Source organism: Arthrobacter rhizophilus, from assembly GCF_026241105.1.
In the GTDB taxonomy this organism is placed as follows: domain Bacteria; phylum Actinomycetota; class Actinomycetes; order Actinomycetales; family Micrococcaceae; genus Arthrobacter.
Map to the genome: position 1 here is coordinate 64,907 of NZ_JAPFFT010000011.1, position 18,514 is coordinate 83,420.

Sequence of the window (18,514 nt, forward strand, 5' to 3'; positions counted from 1 at the left end):
CAGCTCAGCCGGCCAGCGCGTACACCGTGGTCCCGCCGATGGTTTGCGCCTGGAAGTTCGCGGCCACCCATTGCGCAATCTGGGCCGGAGCCGCCGATCCACTATCAGCCTGCATGGTGCCGCCGGCGATGAAGTAGTGGATCTTGCCCTGTGCCACGAGTTGCTGGAACTGCTCGAGCGTAGGGGACGGATCCGTTCCGTTGAATCCGCCCACCGCCATGACGGGCAGTTCAGTGGCAAGCTGGTAGCCCGCCGCGTTGTTGGAACCTACGACGGCGGCCGCCCAGGTGTAGCTCGACGCGCCGGTTTTCAATGCGGCAACCAACTCCGACGACGGCGTGGTGGCGCCGAGCAGGCCGCCCATGCCGCCACCTTGCCGGTTCCCGCCAAAGCCGCCCTGCGTGCCCTGCTGGAGTGCTTGCGGCGGCGTGTTTTGGGCGGTGTTTTGGCCAAGGCCGGCTTGTCCGAAACCTCCCCTGCCACCTCCGCCGAAGCCACCGAATCCAGTGGTCGGACCCGCACTGACGATTGCACCGCTGTGCGTCGCGGATGCGGTTGAGATCGAGTACGCCAGGGGGCCGGCGAGCGACGCCGCGAGAGCGAGCGCCGCCGTCGTGCGCTGGAAGATGCGGGAGGTGAAGCGCCCGGCGAGCAGCAGCGCGGCCGCGGCCACCAAGGCGCCCAACAGCACCAGCCAGCGTAGGAATGGGCCATACGCTGTGGTGCTGCCCAGAAGATCGAAGGCCATGAATCCGGCCGCGGCCACGGCTGCGGCAAGCAGTGCCGCGGCGACGAGCTGGCCGCGACGCTGCCACAAAAGCACCCCGCCCAGGCCGGCTAGCCCGGCGATGCCCGGAGCCAGGGCCACAGCGTAGTAGGGATGGATGATGCCGGCCATGAAGCTGAAGACCAGTCCGGTGACGAGCACCCACGCGCCCCACACGATCACCGAGGCGCGGACGGCATCCGCGCGAGGGGCACGTCGACCCAGCCACAGCAGCCCCGCCCCGAGGATCAGCACGGAAGGCAGCAGCCACGCGATCTGGCCGCCGAACTCGCTGTTGAACATCCGGAACAGGCCGGGAACGCCCCAACCATTGCCGCCGCCAACGCTGCCGGTCTCCTGGCCGCTGAGCCTGCCCAGGCCGTTGTAGCCGAGCGTCAGTTCCAGGATTGAGTTGTTCTGGGAGCCGCCTATGTAAGGACGCATGTTCGCCGGAATGAGTTCGACGACGGCGAGCCACCAAGCAGCGGCTCCCACCATGGCTGCCCCTGCGCTCAGCAACCGAAGCAGCCGACGGCCCACTCCACCCTGCGCGGCGACCACATAGGCAACGGCGAATCCAGGAACCACCAGCAGGACCTGGAGTTGTTTGGTGAGGAACCCGAAGCCCAGGAACACCCCGGCCAGCAGGAGCCAGCGCAGCTTGTTGTCTTGGATGGACCGCAGCGTGGCGTACCCGGCAGCCGTCATGAGCAGCACCAACAGGGCGTCCGGGTTGTTGAAGCGGAACATCAGCGTGGCTACAGGCGTGATGGCCATGACGACGGCGGCCAGCAGCCCCGCTCGGTGGGCGAGCCGAGGATCGCCCGTTGCCGGGGCCCCGGTTCGCCGCACTGCCAAGTACAGCAGCCAGGCCGTCGCTACTCCCATGAGCGCCTCGGGAACCAGGACACTCCAGGAACTCAGTCCGAAGATCCGCACCGAGAGGCCCATGATCCACAGCGATGCCGGCGGTTTATCCACGGTGATGGAGTTGGCGGCGTCGGAGGATCCGAAGAACCAGGCAGCCCAATCCTGCGAACCGGCCTGGGCTGCCGCGGAATAGAACGGGTTGGCCCAGCCGGAAGCACCGAGGTTCCAGAGGTACAGGACCGCCGTCGCAACGAGCACGCTGGCCAGTTCCACGCGGTGGCGAAGGGTTTGGCGGCTTCGGCCAATGCGGGACCGGCCGTCCTGGACTTGCGGCGCTTGTGTTCGCGGCAGAAGTATCAAGCGGGATCGCGAGACCAACGGCAGGGGTGGAGCCTCGTGCTCTGATGTGGGATCGGTGTCCGGCTTCGAGCCGGTGTCTGTCGAGTAGGAAGTGGTCATCGGAGGCTACTTTGTCAGCTTGTAGACGGTGGAGTTGCCGACAGTCTGGGCCTGGAAGTTTGCCTGGACCCAAGCAGCCACCTCGGAGTTTCCGCCTTGGCCGCCGAATCCACCGCCGCCCATGCCGCCGCCAGCGATGAAGTAGCCGATCTGTCCCTTGGCTACCATGTCCTGGAACTGTGCCAGCGTGGGGTAGGGGTCGCCGCCGTTCCAGCCACCGAGTGCGATCACGTTGGTGTTCGTTGCGAGCTCGAGGCTGGCCGCCTGGGTGGCGCCGGAAACGATCGCGGACCACTTGGTGGTGGTGGACGTCAGCAGCGCGGTCAGTCCGGCGTCGGCCGTCCCCTCGCCACCCGGGCCGCCTGCGGCCTGGGTCGGAGCGCCTGTCGTATCTCCCGTACCCAAATCCCGGCCGCCGAACCCGGCGCGGTTTCCGAAACCGCCCATGGCGGAGCCGCTGGGACCCGACGTCGGGATGGAACCGGAGTGTGCGGTAGCCGCCGTCGCGAGCGTCCACGCCGCGGTGCCGAGGCCGCCCGCCAGGAGGGAAACGACGACGACGGCTGCGGCCGCCGCGCTGCGGAACCGGCCGGCGGGCCGTACTGAGTCGAGGCGAAGCAGGATTGCGGCGGCGGCCACCACGCCCAGGACGACGATCACGATGCGCAGCCAGGGAAGCCACGAGGTATCACGGCCCAGAAGAACCGCGGACCAGACCGAACTGCCGAGGACCACCACGGCCAGGATGATCCTGGCGGGCCAGTACCCGCGGCCCCGCCACAGTTCCACACTGCCGATGCCCACCAAGGCCGCGATTGCCGGGGCGAGGGCTACTGCGTAGTACGGGTGGACAATGCCGCTCATGAAGCTGAAGACGCCCGCGGTGACCAGAAGCCAGCCACCCCACAGGATCAACGAGGCCCGGGTACGCGAGGCTCGTGCTTCCCGGCGGGTGAACCACAGGCCGGCAGCCAGCAGGATCAAGGCCGCAGGCAGAAGCCAGGAGACCTCGGCGCCGAAGCTCGTGCCGAACATGCGGGCGATCCCCGCAGCTCCACCGAAGCCGGCGTTGCCGCCACCGCTACCGCCGCCACCGAAGCCGCCCAGGCCACCTGCTGGAGCACCGGCTGCACCGCCTCCGCCGCCGGGCATGCCTTCGCCCGAGCCCGTAATGCGGGACAGCCCGTTGTAGCCGAAGGTCAGCTCGAGGAAGCTGTTGGTTGTCGACCCTGCCATGTAAGGCCGTGCCGAAGCCGGAGTCAGTTGGAAAAGAGCGATGTAGCTGCCTGCCACTGCTGCGATACCGGCCAGTGCGCCGAGCAGGTGCAGCAGCCTCCGCCGCAACGGGGTGGGGGCGGCCCAGAGGTACGCGAGTCCCAGGCCCGGAACAATCAGGAAACCCTGCAGCATCTTGCTCAGGAAGGCCAGACCCACCACGGCTCCGGCTGCGGCGAGCCACTTCCAGCCCGCGCGTTCAATAGCGCGAGTGGTGAAGTACGCCGCCACCACCAGGCATAGGGTCAGCATGGCGTCGGGGTTGTTGAAGCGGAACATGAGCGCGGCCACGGGGGTCAGCGCCAGCGCGCCACCGGCCAGCAAGCCTGCGCCCGGTCCGGACACGCGCTTGACCGCCAGATAGAGGAAGCCGACGGCGGCTACGCCCATCAGTGCCTCAGGAACCAGCATGCTTAGGGACGAGAAGCCGAAGATCCGGCCCACCAAGGCCGGGATCCATAGCGATGCCGGTGGCTTGTCCACCGTGATGGCATTGCCTGCGTCGAGCGAACCGAACAGCAATGCTGTCCAGTCCTTGGTACCTGCCTGGATGGCCGCGGCGTAGAAGGAGTTTCCGTAGCCGGTGGCCGCGAGGTTCCACAGATACAGGAACGCGGTGGCCACGAGAAGCCCGGCGGCGGACGGCCGTACCCAGCGGGGCTGCCTGCCAAAGGCGTATCGGGTCCAGCGGGGAGTGACTCCCGGGGCCCCGGGAGTTGATGGGCCTGTGGAGCGACTGCCGTGGGCTGTGTCCCCAGAGCCAGAAGTGACAGTTCCGGCGGCGGGCTCTGTGCCTGCGTGAGAGATCGTGGAGGTCATGATGCTGCCGTTTCTGTGAGCGGGCTGTCTGGTGAGGTTGATTCGATCGCGGGCTCCGGCCGCGCCTCCGCCGACGGGACCGGCAGCGGAGGCGGCGCCGGCCGTGTTCCGGGCCGCCGGAAGACCCACAGCCGGAACAACAGGAAGCGGACCGCAGTGGCGGCGAGGTTTGCCCCGACCACGGTGAGGAGCTCGCCCCAGCGGTCCGGCGTCGTCGTACTGTGCACCAAGGCGAGCGCCCCGGAAGTGAGCGCAAGGCCGATGCCGAAGACGATCAATCCCTCGAAGTGATGCCGTACGGGATTGCCGCCCTGGATGCCGAACGTGAAGCGCCGATTGGCGCCGGTGTTGGCGATGGCCGTGATGAGCAGCGCAAGGAAGTTGGCCAGCTGCGGGTCCATGAAACCGCGGCAAAACAAGAAGATGAGCACGTAGGCGAGGGTCGACGCGGCACCGATCGCGGCGAACCGGACCAGTTGCCCGAACAGGCTGCTGCGCGGATTCTGTTCTGCCGCACGGGACGACGCCGGGAGCGGGCCGCGGGCAAGGGCCGCACGGAGTTCCGGGATGGGAATGCGTCCGGAGAGGAGGTCCCGCGTGAGCCGGACCATGCCGCGGATGTCGGCCAGCGCGGTGCGCACCACGTCGACGCTGGAATTGGGATCGTCGATCCAGTCCACGGGCACTTCGTGGACCCTGAGGCCGCAGCGTTCCGCGAGGACTAAAAGTTCCGTGTCGAAGAACCACGAGTTGTCCATGGTGTGGGGGAGGATCTGGTGGGCAACGTCGGCCCGGATCGCTTTGAAGCCGCACTGGGCATCACTGAAGCGGGCGCCCATGAACGAGTGCAGCATCAGGTTGTAGCTGCGCGAGATGAATTCGCGCTTGGGGCCGCGGACAACCCGGGAGTTTCGGGTCAGCCTTGTGCCGATGGCGAGGTCCGAATGGCCGGAGATCAGTGGCGCCAAAAGGGGTGCCAGTGCCGCGAGATCCGTGGACAGATCCACGTCCATGTAGGCCAGAACGGGCGACGGCGATGCGAGCCACACCTTGCGCAACGCGTTGCCGCGTCCCTTCTCCTCAAAATGGACCACCACGAGCTCCGGCAATTCCCTGGCCAGCCGTTCGGCGATTTTCAGGGTGCTGTCCGTGCTGGCGTTGTCGGCCACGGTGATGCGGAAGCCGTGAGGGAAAGATTCGCGCAAATGGCCGTGAAGCCTGCGCAGGCACTCTTCGAGGTCGCGCTCCTCGTTGAAGACGGGGATCGTGACGTCGAGGACGGGGGCTGTGGTGTGGATGTCCACGGGGGCGCGCCGCACAGTGCTGTATTGAACGGCAGTGCTGTATTGAACGGCAGTGCTGCGTTGAATGGGGGTTCTGGGTTGAATCGGGAGGCCCGGCGGCACCACCGCGGGGTCCTTCAGGGTTCCTGTGGTGGATTCGATGAGCGTCATGTATCCAGAGTGCCGCCGCCGATTATGAGTCCTTTAGGCGGAACCTGTGACGCGGCTGTGGATGTAGGGGAGGCCTGATTAATGCAGTAGAGGTCCGCCCCCTGAAGGGACGGACCTCTACGTACTTTGCGCGCTTAGTACCAGTTGTGGGCCAAGTGGAAGGCCCAAGCCGCAGACGGGGATCCGTAGCGTTCCTTGATGTAGTTCAGGCCCCAGCGGATCTGGGTCTGGTAGTTGGTCTGCCAATCGGGGCCTTCGGAGGCCATCTTTTCGCCCGGCAGCGACTGCACAATGCCGTAAGCGCCGCTCGAGGCGTTGGTGGCAGTGGTCCGCCAATCGGATTCCTTGTTCCACAAGGTCATCAAGGAGGACATTTCGCCCTGGCCCCACCCGTAGGAGGAAAGCATGCTCGCGGCGTAAGCCTGGGCGCCGGCGGGGTCATCGACGGCGACATGCACAGCCGGGGCTGCCGGAGCGGGAGGTGCCACGGGAGCGGCCGGTGCGGCAGCCTGGGGTGCGACGGCGGCAGGAACGGGAGCGGGTGCCTGCGCCGGAGCGGTGCTCGGCTTGGCACTCTCGCTAGCCGATGGCGTGGCGGTGGCGGACGGCGTCGCGTTGTGCTCTGCAACCGCGCGCGATTCGGCCGTGCGGCTCATGTCCTGGGCACTGATGGCTTGACCGGCGGCCTGGGTGGCGGCGCCTGCCCCGAGGAACACGGCTACGACGCCGGCAACAACTGCCATGCGCTGGCTGGTGCCTAGGTTGGCGGCGGCTCGCCTCAGGGTGGAACGGGACTTGTTTTTCCGGGCAGTTTCGCCGCGGTGGCGCGCAACAGGGCGCGACTGATTCTTGGAACCAGACATGGTGATTGCCTCTCGACGCCTGCGGAGTTAGCTGTCGGATTCGGATGAGGTCATCCGGCCGTGGCCACTGGGAATCGTGGCGGTACGGCTTCACCCCTAGGGCTGGCTCAACATGAGCGTTTGCCCGGAGACCTGGGTCCCCCGTCTCTGCCTGGAGTTTGGGCACCGGGGAGTGGCAGAGCTCGGCGCCTACCCGGCGGTGGCCGGAATGATCCCGCGCACCCATTCGACGGTACAGGAGGACTCCGGTTAAGTCACATTTAGGTAACGGAGATCACGATGCCGGTGCGCCGACTTGCGCTTGCCACGCTCCGGCGTCGCGGTCTTCTCGGCAGACCTTCAGGCCGTCACGGTTCTGAGCGCTGGAAGCCGCACGGCAAACTCCGTCCGGCCGGGACGCGAGGCCACCTCGACGGTGCCTCCATGGGCATGAACGATCGATTCCACGATCGACAGGCCGAGCCCGGACGTGCCCTCGGAACCGGAACGGGCGGCGTCGGCACGGGCAAAGCGCGAGAAGATCCTGCCTTGGAATTCAGGCGGAATGCCGGGCCCGTTGTCGGTCACGGTGACAACGGCGCTGCCATCGGCCGAGCGCATGACTCCCGTGACTACCGTGGTTCCCGCCTCAGTGTGCTTGCGGGCGTTGGAGAGCAGATTCGCCAAAACCTGGTGGAGCTGCGTAGTGTCGCCGCGGACCGTGAGGGGCTCATCCGGGAGCTTGAGCTGCCAGATGTGCTCGGGGGCCATGACTTTTTCGTCGCTGACGGTTTCGATCACCAACTGCGTGAGATCCACATCGGTGAACTCGGGGGCCTTCCCTTCGTCCAGCCGGGCCAACAAGAGGAGGTCCTCCACGAGGGTGGTCATCCGTTCGGACTGGCTTTGCACCCGGCCCAGCGACTTGCGGCCGTCCTCGGTGAACGTCTCCGTCATGCGCAAGAGCTCGGTGTAGCCGCGGATGGCGGTCAGCGGAGTGCGCAGCTCGTGTGAGGCGTCGGCCACGAACTGGCGCACCTTTGTTTCGCTTTGCTGGCGCGCCTCTAGGGCGCTGGACACGTTGTCCAACATCAGGTTCAAAGCATGGCCGACGCTTCCCACCTCGGTGCCGGGGTGGGCCGCCGACGCCGGGACGCGCACCGCGAGGGCCACCTCGCCAGCGTCGAGCGGAAGCTTCGACACCTTCGTGGCGACGTCCGAGAGCTGCTCCAAGGGGCGCATGGTGCGGCGGATCAGCACGGTTCCGGCCAGCCCGATCAGGACCAGCCCGCCCAAGGACACCAGCACCATGGTCCACACGAGCGAGGCCTCGGTGTCCTCTTTCGAGGCGAGCGGCAGGCCCGTGATGACAACATCGCCGTAAGGAGTTTCAGTGGCAACCAGCCGGTAACCGCCGTTGGAAAGGGTCCGATCAACCGGGTGGCCATCGTGGGGGAGAGCCAACAGGATTCCGGCATCGTTGGGCGACAAGGACGTACGGGTGGCATCGGAGGACAAGAACCCGGCGCTGCTCACCTGGCTGCCAAGAATACGTGCATTCAGCGTGCCGATGCTCTGGCCCCGGGCGTCCAGAGGATCTGGGCGTCCATTCGGATCACCTATGGGCGGGCGGCCATGGGAAGCCTGCATCAATTGCTGGTCGAGCTGCTTCGTGAGGAACACGTCCATGGAGGCGTAGCTGACCACGCCCACGGCTCCGCAGATGGCCACCAGGAGTGCCATGGAGACCAGGATCAGGCGTGTGCGCAGGTGCCAGGTTGAAGGATCGAACCATTGATGATCGGTCTGGCGGGGGATACCCGAGAGTGCGGACATTCGGCGTCCCGGGCTATTCGGCGGGCTTGATGACGTAGCCGGCACCGCGCACAGTGTGGATCATGGGCGGGTGGTTGGCTTCGATCTTCTTGCGCAGGTATGAGATGTAGAGCTCCACGATGTTGGCTTGGCCGCCAAAGTCGTAGTCCCACACGCGGTCCAGTATCTGGGCCTTGCTGACCACGCGCTTGGGATTTTCCATGAGGTAGCGAAGGAGCTCGAACTGGGTTGCCGTGAGCTGGATGTCTTCGCCCCCGCGGGTGACCTCCCGGGTGTCCACGTTGAGGGTCAAGTCACCCACAACCAGCTCGGCTGTGTCCATCGCGGCAACGCCCGAACGCTGGACCAAGCGATGCAGCCGCAACAGGACTTCCTCCATGCTGAACGGCTTGGTGACATAATCGTCCCCGCCGGCGGCCAACCCGACGATGCGGTCCTGAACGTCGTCCTTCGCAGTGAGGAAGAGCGCAGGAACCTCAGGCGCAAAGGCGCGGATCCTGCCCAGCAGCTCAACGCCGTCGAACCCTGGAAGCATCACGTCCAGCACCAGGACATCCGGCCGGAAGTCCTTGGCGAGCTTGACCGCCGCTGGACCGTCGCCGGCCACGGCCACCGACCAACCCGCCATGCGGAGGCCCATGCTCATGAGCTCGGCGAGGCTGGGTTCGTCGTCCACCACAAGGGCGCGGATGGGGGAACCGTCCGGGTGGCTGAGCTGGGGAAGGTTGTTTGTCATGGAGTGCGAGGATGCCATGGGACAACTCTCCAATCTGCCGGTTTGCCGGTGCTTTGCCAATGCTGTGAGCACCCTGTGAGTCTCAGCCTAGCCACCTGTCCAAAGGTTGTGCCGGTTCGAGGAGGGGCGGCGTCGGATTCTGCTGGATCACTCCTTGGTTCAGCCAGTCGATCCGCGCGATCACTGGCCCTGGCACAAGCTCGCCGCGAATGATCCAGCAGAATCCGACGCAACACTGCCGCAGGTCACAGGAAGGCCTGCAGTGCGGCACAGCCCGCACACAGCAAAGCGGCTGACGCTGTTTGGGACAAGGAAAACTACGACCCAAACAGTCCCGACTTCGATGGAGAACACCATGGATCAGCAAAACAACCCCTCCGTACCTGGGGCCGTACCTGGGGCCGTACCGGGGGCCGTACCGGGGAATGAGCAGCAGCAGCCTGTGATCCGGCCCCTTGATGATTCCGGACAGCCTTTGGCCGGGGAGCCCGCCGCTGGGTGGGGTGCGCCGCCGCAGCCGCTTAACCAGCAGCCGCTTAACCAGCAGCCGGGACAACCGGCGGCCGGCTGGGGTGCCCCGCCGCAATACACCCCCGGGCAGCCCCGTCCCTCGTTCTTCAAGAACTGGACCCTGAAGAAGGGGCTCGTCGTCGGAGGGGTCGCCGTCGTCGTCGCTGCGGCGGCCGGAGCGGGTGCATACGCTGCTGGAAATGGAACTGCTGCTGATACCGGCAATGCCCTTGGACCCGGTGCCGCGGGACAGGCCGGGCAGAACGCCCAGGGCGGATTCGGTGGCCCGGGTGGCACGAACGCCGGCCCGGGCGGCCTCGGTGTGGGAATGGGCGGCCTGAATGCGGCCATCCATTCTGAGTACGTGGTTCTCCAAAACGGTAGCTACGCCACCATGGCGGGGCAGCTGGGCTCGGTCACCGACATCTCGGCGAACTCCATGACCGTCAAGAGCGAGGATGGATTCACCCGAACCTACGTCCTTGGAACGGACGTTGTGGTGGCGGAGGGCGTGCGGCAACGTGGAAGTGGAACCAGCGGCACCACCCTGACCCTTGCCGATGTGAAATCCGGATCCAGCGTGAGGGTCACCGCGCTCAAGGATTCCGATAAGTACACGGCCCAGTCCATCCAGATCGTGACTGCCACGACCTCGACCACCACCCAAGGGACCGGCACCACCAACTAATGATGGGTGCTCCACCTGTCCGTCCTGACCCTCTTTGCCGCGCTTTGGCCTCAGAACGGCGCGATTCGCCGCGTCGCAAGCGCTTTCCGAAGGCAAAGAGGGTCAGGACGGCGTCTCCGCTGGGGCGATTGCAAGGCCCCTAGCAGACGATTTGCCGGAAAATTTTCATGAGACGCAGATTCGGGATTGGACAAGGGTTGTTTCATATCTCGAGATTCAAAGGCAAGCGCGTGACGTGACTTAAGATTCAAAAATTGGCACATCTATCAAATTATCTTCGAATATTGCGTTCCAGACGGCCATTGTGACGAACGAGAATGGGTCACATTTGGACATGCTTGAATTGTGACATGCGGCACAATAGTGCGATTCGTCTCAAAATGTGGACGGTTTGATCCTTTGTTACTTGCAAGTTCCCTTTGTTACGTTGCACACTTCAAATGTGAACAAGAACTCAACAGCATCTGCAGCCGCAGCGATCGGACCCAGCACACCCGCTGGTTTTTCGATGAGCTGTTGTCGAATGCATGCCTAACTTTCGACCCCAAAAAGTTTCAGGCATTCGCCCCCTGCCCAGCGTCGGGCGCCCCTCCCCATCTCATTGCGGGGATCAGACCAGCATTCGAAGCCGCGATGACGGCTATTCACTTTGAGGTAAGCAATCCATGTCAGTTGCATCCGGATACGTCCACATCTCCGTCCGTAACGCCAACAAGGCTGCGTCGAACGCCGGCCTTCGTCCCGGCTTCGGCAACCGCCCGGCCTATGCCCAGCCTGCACCACAGGGCGGCAGCCAGGCGCCCGGTTACGTGCCCCAGGGCTACAACCCCAACTCTTACGGCCAGCTCCGCGCCGTTCCCGCCAACGAGGCCTCGCCGATGACTGCACCCACGCCTGTCTTGGCTCCCGCCGACCGCGCCATCCGCCCCGTTGCCAACGACAATGTGGCCCGTGGGTTCGTGCTCTACATGGGCATCGATGAAGACACCGCGGCGGCTGCCGGAACATCCATCGCCAAGCTTGCCCAGGAAATCCGTGCCTACGCACAGTCCCTCGTTTCCGGCGCCGAAAGCTACGCCGCCGTCGCGGTAGCCCCGGCCGGCGCGCCGGGTTCGGCGCTCGACGTAGTCCGCTCGACTTTCGGTGACCCGACCGTTGGCAACCGCCAGCGTTCCGAGGCGCTCCGCCCGCAGCCGGCACAGGAGGCTCGCCCGTCCGGCGTCTTGATCGACCTGGCCCGCCGCGAAGTGCACCTCGACGGCGAATCCCTGAACCTCACGTTCAAGGAGTTCGAGCTCCTCAACTACCTCGTCGAAAACGGCACCCGCACTGTGGGCCGCGATGAACTCCTCGAGGGCCTGTGGCGCAACGCCGAAGAGGTCCCCAACGAGCGCACCATCGACGTCCACATCCGGCGCCTCCGCTCCAAGCTCGGCCGCCTCGCGAACACCGTCCGCACCGTGCGCGGCCAAGGCTACCGCTTCTACGAGCACCCCGAGGTCATTGTCTGGGCCGCTCCGGAATACTCGATCTAGTCTCCACCCGCTCAAGGCGCCCGCTCCCTGTCTAGGGGGCGGGCGCCTTAGCGTTCCTGGCCAACCCAACTAACTCGCAGTTGTTGTCGTTTACGCGCCCCAAAACGACAACTAGTGCCAGTCAGTTGGGATAGTAGGGTGGGGGGATGAGCGAGCACCACATCAAACGGCTGGTGATCATGCGGCATGCGAAATCGGACTGGCCTGTCGGGGTGCCGGATCATGAACGGCCCCTTGCAGAGCGTGGCCACCGGGAAGCGCCACTTGCCGGGAAATGGCTCCTGAAACACCATGTGGTTCCGGACTTTATCCTGTGTTCGTCCGCGCTGCGTACCCGCCAGACCTGCACTTGGGTATGCAGCGAACTGGGGGACAAGGCGCCGACGCCGAAACTCGAGGACGGCCTGTACGCCGCCTCCGCGCAGCGCATGCTGACCGTCATCAATCACGTGCCGGAGACCGTCACCACGCTCATGATTTTCTCGCACATGCCGGGTGTGCAGGACCTCGCCATGCACTTGGCGTCCCGCGACTCGGACCACGACGCCTACATGGACGCCGCCACGCGCTATCCGACCAGTGCCATGACAGTGATGGAACTGGAGAAGCCCTGGGCCGAACTTGATGGGCAGGATGCACGCCTGACCCACTTCGCTGTTCCTCGCCCAAAGTAGTAGTCCGAGCTAGTCCACGTCGAGATCCGCGGCTACGTCCTGCAGCAATCGCACAACGTGGCGGATGCTGGGGCTGGCCGTCATGGTCTTCCGGTACACGATTCCCACTTGGCGTTGCTGCATCGGGTTGGCCACGGGCACCGCCACCACCCCGGCGGGGAGCCCGGGCCGGCCAAGCCGGGGGACAAGCGCCACCGCGACGCCCTGCTGGACCATGGCGATATGCGTGGAAAAGTCGGGATCGTAGACGCGGATGTCCGGTACCCGCCCCAGGCCCGCGAGGATCGCCAGCAACGCCTCATTGCAGATGGCGCCAGCGGGCGTGCTGATCCAGCGTTCGCCCACCAGGTCGGAAGGCTCGACGGCGGTACGCCCGGCCAGTGGGTGCGCTGAGTTCAACAGGACGTCGGCGGTGTCCAGGCAGAGGTCCTCGTGAACCATGTTCTCCGGAATGACCAAGGGTACCGAGTGCCAGTTGTGCACGACGCCGAGATCGGCTTCCCCGGTTGCGACCCTCTGGACGGCCTCCCGTGGATCCTCGGCCACCACCCGGATCTCAAGCCCGGAGCCCGCCGCGGCCGAAGAGCCCGCCGAAGAGCCGGCCGTATCCCGGGCGGAGGCCGCCGAACCTGATCCATCCAGTTTCCCGAGCAATGGCCCCACCAACCCGCGGCACGCCGTGGAGAATGCCACCAGCCGCAGCACGCCGCTCGGTTTCGCGGGGTCGGCAAGCAGGGTGGCCTGCAGTTCTTCCAGCTCTCCCAGGATGCGCCGTCCGTATTCGGCCAACGCCATGCCCCGATCCGTCAGCAGCACGCCGCGGCCGTGGCGCTCCAGGACGGTCACGCCGCTCTGCTTCTCCAGTTTCTTGATCTGTTGGGAGACCGCCGAGGGACTGAACCCCATGGCTTCCGAAGCGGCAACCACGGAGCCTTGCTGTTCCACTGCTACGAGGGCCCGCAACGCTGCAATTTCAATCATGAAGCAAACGTACATGATTTGACGCACAATTCAACGCTGGTGCTTCATCCACTTGGCTGTCAGAGTTGAATCGTGAATATCCGCCACTCAGCACTCGCCGTCCTTGTCGCCGTCTTTTGGGGCCTGAATTTCGTCGCGATCGACTTTGGACTCCACCCCGGCAACGGGAGCGGAGGCGCGGCTGACGTGCCGCCCCTGCTGTTCGTCGCCATCCGCTTCGTACTGGTGGTGTTCCCTTGCATCTTCTTCGTCCGCAAACCGGACGTCAGCTGGAAGGCGATCATTGGCGTCGGGCTCTTCATGAGCGCTGGGCAGTTTGGCCTGCTCTACCTGGGCATGGCTCTCGGCATGCCGGCCGGACTCGCTTCCCTGGTGCTGCAAGCGCAAGTGCTCCTGACGGTGCTGTTGGCTGCGCGGTTCCTGGGGGAGCGACCCAGCAAACGCCAACTGGCGGGGGTGGTGTTGGGTGTCGCCGGGCTTGCCCTGGTGGCGGTGGGTCGCAGTTTGGTGGCCCCGGTGGTGCCGCTCATGATCGTTCTCGCCGCCGCGTTGTCCTGGGCTGCCGGCAACATCATCGCGCGCAAGGCCAAGGCGGCCTCTGGCCTGGGGCTCGTGGTCTGGTCCGGTGCCGTGGTCCCATTGCCGCTCGCGGCCTTGTCGCTGATCGTGGACGGTCCGGCGGCCGTCGTCGGGACCCTCACCAACCTGCAACCGGCAACCATCCTCAGCGCCCTCTACACGGCGGTGTTCGCCTCATTAGTGGGCTACGGCATCTGGAACCGGCTGCTCAGCCTCTACCCGAGTTCGGCGGTGGTGCCATTCACGCTGTTGGTCCCGGTGGTGGGAATGACCGCGGCGTGGCTCCTCATCGCAGAGGTCCCGACGACGGCGGAACTGGCCGGCGGTCTGCTTCTGCTTGGCGGTGTGGCGACGGCGGTGTTGCAGCAGCGCGCCAAGCCCAAAGTTCCGGCGGCCGAAAATCGTCAGCGCTTGGACGCGGGCTTGCGCTGAGCTGGCGATCCCGCAATAGGGGATCCCGACGTCGGGCGCTTGGCAGGGGTTGCCGGCGTCCGGGGAGCGGGGCGTTTCACAACCCCCGACGCCGGACGGGCCGCAGGCCGTTGGGCCGGACGGCCCGCTGAGGCAGGGCGCTGGACCGCGCGGGGTGCCTGCCGAGCAACCGGTCGGGACGCCGGAATTGGGCGTCCCTTGCGGGAACTTCGGGATGGCCACACAGCCCCCACGAACAGGACCAGCAGGGAACCGCAGCCCGAAGCCGCCGCGAGGTAGAAGTAGATGTCCGAGTCCTTGGTGCTCACCGCGCTGCCCAGGGCATTCTCGTCCTGGTTGAAGGCGAGGCCCCACATGCGCAGGAACGCGATTCCGAACGCGATGAACAGGATCGATGAGATGGCTCCGAGAACCAGCATGAAGTAGCGGCGGCGGGTGAAAACCTCGGCGACGCACGCCAAGTAGCCGAGCGCCAAGACCCCCAGGAAGGTGTACATCACGGTTTCCTCAAGGGTGATGGCGAGGAGCACCAGCAAACCAGCGGACACAACGGCAGAGATGATCGCGAGCTTTCCACTGTTCCCCATGTGACGCATGGGATTAATCATCCCTGACCGTCCGGCATCGCCACGCTCGCTTGGCGCAGCAGTTGCCATACCGTTACCGCAGCACGTAGCCGCGCATGATGGTCATGATGGCCGCTATGCTCTGCTCCCGGGTGCGCTCCGGGTTGTACGTCTGCCGGTCCAGGCCCACCACGAAGATCGCTCCGAACATTGCCGCTTCGAGGCTGCCCCGGGCAATGCCGGTATCCACCGTGTACGTGGTGGCGACCTTCTCGATCGCAGCGCCGATCACAGCCAACAACTCGCTGCGGAGCTCGACAAAGAGCTTGCCCCATTCGCTGGGCGTCCGCCAGTTCTCGCTGATCCAGAGGCGCGCGAAGGATGGGTAGTCGTCCATGAAGTCCATGGCCTGGCCGAGCATGGCTTCCATGGCCTCGAGCGGATCGGCGTGCAAGCCTTCGATGGTCTGGAGCCGGCCGAGCATGATGTCCACTCCATGGCGCAACAACTGTGCGATCAGATCGGATTTGCTGCCGAAGTTGTAGTAGACCGTTCCCTTGGATACCCCGGCTGCGGCCGCGATCTCGTCCACCGTGACGCCTGCTGCGCCGCGCTCGCCGATCAGTTCCATGGATGCGTCGAAGAGGCGCTGCTTGGTCGCGTTGGTGCGGGCCGGACGGAGCTTCTTTTCCGAGGGCTCAAGGAAGTCCGGGTCTTGCATGCTCATACCGCGATCTCCGGCTTCAGGGTCTTCAGGGTCCAGGTCTTGTGCTTACGGACGGCCAGTGTGGAAAGCGCCGCCCCCAGCACAGTGTAGCCAAGCAGCCCCAGGACAATCGGCCAGATCATGGAGAGGTCGCCACCGTAGATCAAGTGCCGCATGCCCGTCACCACATATCCCATCGGCATGATCTCGTGCACCACGTGCAAAGGCATGGGAGTGGTTTGCCACGGGAACGTTCCGCCGGAAGATACCAGCTGCAGGACCAACAGGATCAGCACCACGAACTTTCCAGGAGTCCCCAGCAAAGCCACGATGCCCTGGATGAGGGCCGTGAACGCCATGACCGCAGCCAGCATGAACAACCACATCATCACCGGGTGCGCCGCATTGAGACCAAGCCCCAGGTCCACCACGAGGGTGAGGATGCTGGCCTGCAGGACGGACACCACGAAGAACGGGAGCCAGCCGCCGACGGCGATTTTCCACGAGGGAGCGTTCGAGGCCAAGGCCCGCTGGGTGATGGGACGCATCGCCTGGACCAGCATGAACACGCCGATCCAGAGGGACAACGTCAGGAAGAAGGGGGCCAGGCCTGCGCCGTAGGACCCTGCCTTGGCTTGGGAAACATTGTTGACCGCGACCGGGTCCGCGATCACCTTGGATACTTCGCTCTTTTGGGCGTCGTTGGGGTTCGGGACTTTCCCTGCGCCCTTGGCCAACTCGCTCGCCAGGGTGCGGGATCCGTCTGCGGCCGTCGCGGCGCCGCTCGCTAGTTGCGCTGCGCCGTCGTCGAGCTTTGCCGCACCGTCGGCGAGAGCCGCAGTGCCGTTGACGGCAGATTGTTCGCCTGCCGCCAAGCTGGCAGCGCCCGAGCTGAGCCGGTCCGCCCCGGCCGAAGCCTGGCCGATGGCGCCCGTCAGGGCAGGTGTGGCGCCCGCAAGTTTGGCGGCACCGGCACTGACCGCGGCCGAGCCATTGGAGAGTTGCTGGATCTGCGCGGCATCCGCCGAGAGCTTGGCCTTGGCAGCCGTCACGGGGGTGGATGCGCCGGCGGTGTCGAAGTCCGCCAGGATCTTGTTGGCCTGATCTTGGGTGATGACACCACTCGCCACGAGTTTCTGGGTGCTGCCTACCACGCGGTCGCGCGCTCCGGCGTCGAACGCTGAAAGCTGCCCGACGACGTCCTGGACCTTCGCGTTCAGCTGCGCGTTTCCGGCGGCTACTTGAGCGGCGCCGTCGGCGAGCTTTTGGGAATCAGCCGGGAGGGACGCGGTCTTGTTCTTCAGCTCGGCGAGTCCGGCGCTGAGCTGCCCGGCGCCGTCGTTCAGCTGATTGGCGCCGTCGCGCAGCTTGTTCTGGCCCGCAAGGAGGTCGGACGCGCCGCTACTGAGCTTGCTAGTGCCGTCGTGGAGGGTGGCCGCGCCGTCACTGAGCTTCCCGACGCCATCGGCCAGTTGGGAGGCGCCGTCGGACGCTTTGACGATGGAGGCATGGATGGTGCCGAATCCTGTGAGCAGTTGGTTGGCGGTTTCCTCGCCCACCTCCTTGGCCACGGTGGAATGAACAGCGGTGGTGAGCTTGTCCACGATGGTGCTGAGAAGGTAGTTGTTCGCATCGTTGGTGGTGACGTTGAGCATCGCCTGGTTAGCGGCGTCGAAGCTGCCCGGTGAGACCAGGTTGGCCGAAAAGTCCTTCGGAATTTTCAGGGCGAAGGCGTACTTGCCTGATTCAACCCCGGCATCGGCCTCCGCCGTGGTGGTCACCCGCTGCCAATTGAAGACATGGCTCTGCACGAGGCTGTCGGCAACCTTCTTGCCCGCTTGCAGTTCGGGGCCGTCGGCCGGCTTGGCTCCCGCGTCCTCGACGACCAGCGCGGCGTCGATCTGGTTGAGGTTGCCGTAAGGATCCCAGTTCGCGTACAGGTACACGGCTCCGTAGAGCAGGGGCACCATGGTCAGGGCGAGGATGGTCAGCTTAGGCAGAAGCCCGCCGGTCATGCGCTTGAGTTCGGAGCGGGCCAGCCGCAGAACAGTCACTTTGCGGTCCTTTGCAGGGTTTCGGGTACTTCTTCGAGATATTCCGGAAGGTTGTCGAGGGGTTCGGCGGGTTCCGCGGTTGCAGCGGTGTAGGTGACCGAGTTGCCGATCACCGCGGCCGGGCCGTCCCAGGTGTCCGGGAGGGCAGAAACGACCGCGACGACGGCGAGCGGCCGCCCGGCGTCGTACGCCAACTGCTCAAGGCGCGTGAGCCAGTCCGCGGTGTTCGCGCTGTGCCGGTCCGGGGAGTCGAGCACCAGGAGATCGAGGGCGGGGTCCGCGAGGGCCAGGGCCGTGAGCAGTTCGAGGCGCCGGTCCGCAGGGAGCTGCTCAATCCACAGCCCGGCGATGTCCTCGAAGCGATTGACCTTGAGCCACGGCTTGCTGAGGAGCGCGCCACGGTAGCGGCGGGGGATGAGGGAGAGGTCTTCGGTGACGAGGTCGCGGACGCTCAAATGCTGCTCGGGTTCGTTGACGCCGGGGGAGTCAATCAGGGCGCTCGCTGCCCGGACTTCCTTGGTCTTGGCTGAGTTGTCCCAGCTCAGGGAGCCATTGCTGGGTTTCATTCGGCCGCTCAGCGCTAGCGCCAAAGCCGTGCGCTGGTCCTGGCCGTCGCCGCTTACGAGGAGGAGCTCCCCGCGCCGGGCTTCGAGGGATGTGGGAGGAAGGAGATCGTCCCGGCGGCCGTCGATCTGGAGTTGCTGTACGGACAGCACAGTTGGACCTTTCGCA

General features: G+C 65.4%; 15 protein-coding genes and 1 riboswitch. Of the genes, 4 read left to right on the top strand and 11 right to left on the bottom strand.

Annotation, left to right across the window (positions count from 1 at the left end; all coding sequences use genetic code 11):
• Positions 1 to 4: 4 nt before the first annotated feature.
• The 6 genes from OOZ51_RS11280 to OOZ51_RS11305 all read right to left on the bottom strand — a co-directional run bounded on the left by OOZ51_RS11280 (position 5) and on the right by OOZ51_RS11305 (position 9,075).
• Positions 5 to 2,095 (bottom strand): ArnT family glycosyltransferase, encoded by a 2,091-nt coding sequence (locus OOZ51_RS11280; protein WP_265979639.1) that lies wholly within the window; start codon positions 2,093 to 2,095, stop codon positions 5 to 7.
• Positions 2,096 to 2,101: 6 nt separating this feature from the next.
• A complete protein-coding gene (locus tag OOZ51_RS11285) occupies positions 2,102 to 4,189 on the bottom strand; it encodes an ArnT family glycosyltransferase (RefSeq protein ID WP_265979640.1) in 2,088 nt (695 codons plus the stop codon).
• Complete coding sequence (locus OOZ51_RS11290) at positions 4,186 to 5,643, bottom strand: glycosyltransferase (protein ID WP_265979642.1); 1,458 nt, start codon at positions 5,641 to 5,643, stop codon at positions 4,186 to 4,188. Before OOZ51_RS11290 ends, OOZ51_RS11285 begins: the two co-directional genes overlap by 4 nt.
• A 134-nt stretch (positions 5,644 to 5,777) precedes the next feature.
• Entirely contained in the window at positions 5,778 to 6,506 is a 729-nt protein-coding gene (locus tag OOZ51_RS11295) for an aggregation-promoting factor C-terminal-like domain-containing protein (protein WP_265979643.1), read from the bottom strand.
• A 2-nt stretch (positions 6,507 to 6,508) separates the two neighbouring features.
• Positions 6,509 to 6,681, bottom strand: a riboswitch (cyclic di-AMP (ydaO/yuaA leader).
• Between the two features lie 164 nt (positions 6,682 to 6,845).
• A complete protein-coding gene (locus tag OOZ51_RS11300) occupies positions 6,846 to 8,321 on the bottom strand; it encodes a sensor histidine kinase (protein ID WP_265979644.1) in 1,476 nt (491 codons plus the stop codon).
• A gap of 13 nt (positions 8,322 to 8,334) precedes the next feature.
• Complete coding sequence (locus tag OOZ51_RS11305; protein WP_184740899.1) at positions 8,335 to 9,075, bottom strand: response regulator transcription factor; 741 nt, start codon at positions 9,073 to 9,075, stop codon at positions 8,335 to 8,337.
• Between the two features lie 337 nt (positions 9,076 to 9,412).
• On the opposite strand from OOZ51_RS11305, the gene OOZ51_RS11310 reads away from it, so the two are divergent.
• The 3 genes from OOZ51_RS11310 to OOZ51_RS11320 all read left to right on the top strand — a co-directional run bounded on the left by OOZ51_RS11310 (position 9,413) and on the right by OOZ51_RS11320 (position 12,464).
• Complete coding sequence (locus OOZ51_RS11310) at positions 9,413 to 10,255, top strand: hypothetical protein (protein WP_265979647.1); 843 nt, start codon at positions 9,413 to 9,415, stop codon at positions 10,253 to 10,255.
• Positions 10,256 to 10,920: 665 nt separating this feature from the next.
• Positions 10,921 to 11,790, top strand: a complete 870-nt coding sequence (locus OOZ51_RS11315) for a winged helix-turn-helix domain-containing protein (protein ID WP_265979649.1) — start codon at positions 10,921 to 10,923, stop codon at positions 11,788 to 11,790.
• A gap of 146 nt (positions 11,791 to 11,936) precedes the next feature.
• On the top strand, positions 11,937 to 12,464 hold the full coding sequence (locus OOZ51_RS11320; RefSeq protein WP_265979651.1) for a SixA phosphatase family protein: 528 nt from the start codon (positions 11,937 to 11,939) through the stop codon (positions 12,462 to 12,464).
• A gap of 9 nt (positions 12,465 to 12,473) precedes the next feature.
• Here the strand turns inward: OOZ51_RS11320 and OOZ51_RS11325 are convergent, their stop codons facing one another.
• Positions 12,474 to 13,445, bottom strand: a complete 972-nt coding sequence (locus OOZ51_RS11325; RefSeq protein ID WP_265979653.1) for a LysR family transcriptional regulator — start codon at positions 13,443 to 13,445, stop codon at positions 12,474 to 12,476.
• Between the two features lie 72 nt (positions 13,446 to 13,517).
• On the opposite strand from OOZ51_RS11325, the gene OOZ51_RS11330 reads away from it, so the two are divergent.
• On the top strand, positions 13,518 to 14,456 hold the full coding sequence (locus OOZ51_RS11330; RefSeq protein ID WP_265979655.1) for an EamA family transporter: 939 nt from the start codon (positions 13,518 to 13,520) through the stop codon (positions 14,454 to 14,456).
• Here OOZ51_RS11330 and OOZ51_RS11335 read toward each other — a convergent pair.
• From OOZ51_RS11335 to OOZ51_RS11350, 4 genes are all read right to left on the bottom strand, one after another.
• On the bottom strand, positions 14,429 to 15,052 hold the full coding sequence (locus tag OOZ51_RS11335) for a hypothetical protein (protein ID WP_265979657.1): 624 nt from the start codon (positions 15,050 to 15,052) through the stop codon (positions 14,429 to 14,431). The genes OOZ51_RS11330 and OOZ51_RS11335 overlap by 28 nt on opposite strands.
• A 64-nt stretch (positions 15,053 to 15,116) precedes the next feature.
• Positions 15,117 to 15,749 (bottom strand): TetR/AcrR family transcriptional regulator, encoded by a 633-nt coding sequence (locus OOZ51_RS11340; protein WP_265979658.1) that lies wholly within the window; start codon positions 15,747 to 15,749, stop codon positions 15,117 to 15,119.
• Positions 15,746 to 17,782: a YhgE/Pip domain-containing protein gene (locus OOZ51_RS11345; RefSeq protein ID WP_265979660.1), complete on the bottom strand. Its 2,037-nt coding sequence runs from the start codon at positions 17,780 to 17,782 to the stop codon at positions 15,746 to 15,748. The genes OOZ51_RS11340 and OOZ51_RS11345 overlap by 4 nt, the downstream gene beginning before the upstream one ends.
• Positions 17,779 to 18,498, bottom strand: coding sequence for a sugar ABC transporter ATP-binding protein (locus tag OOZ51_RS11350; RefSeq protein ID WP_265979661.1), 720 nt, complete (start codon positions 18,496 to 18,498; stop codon positions 17,779 to 17,781). The genes OOZ51_RS11345 and OOZ51_RS11350 overlap by 4 nt, the downstream gene beginning before the upstream one ends.
• Positions 18,499 to 18,514: the final 16 nt, after the last annotated feature.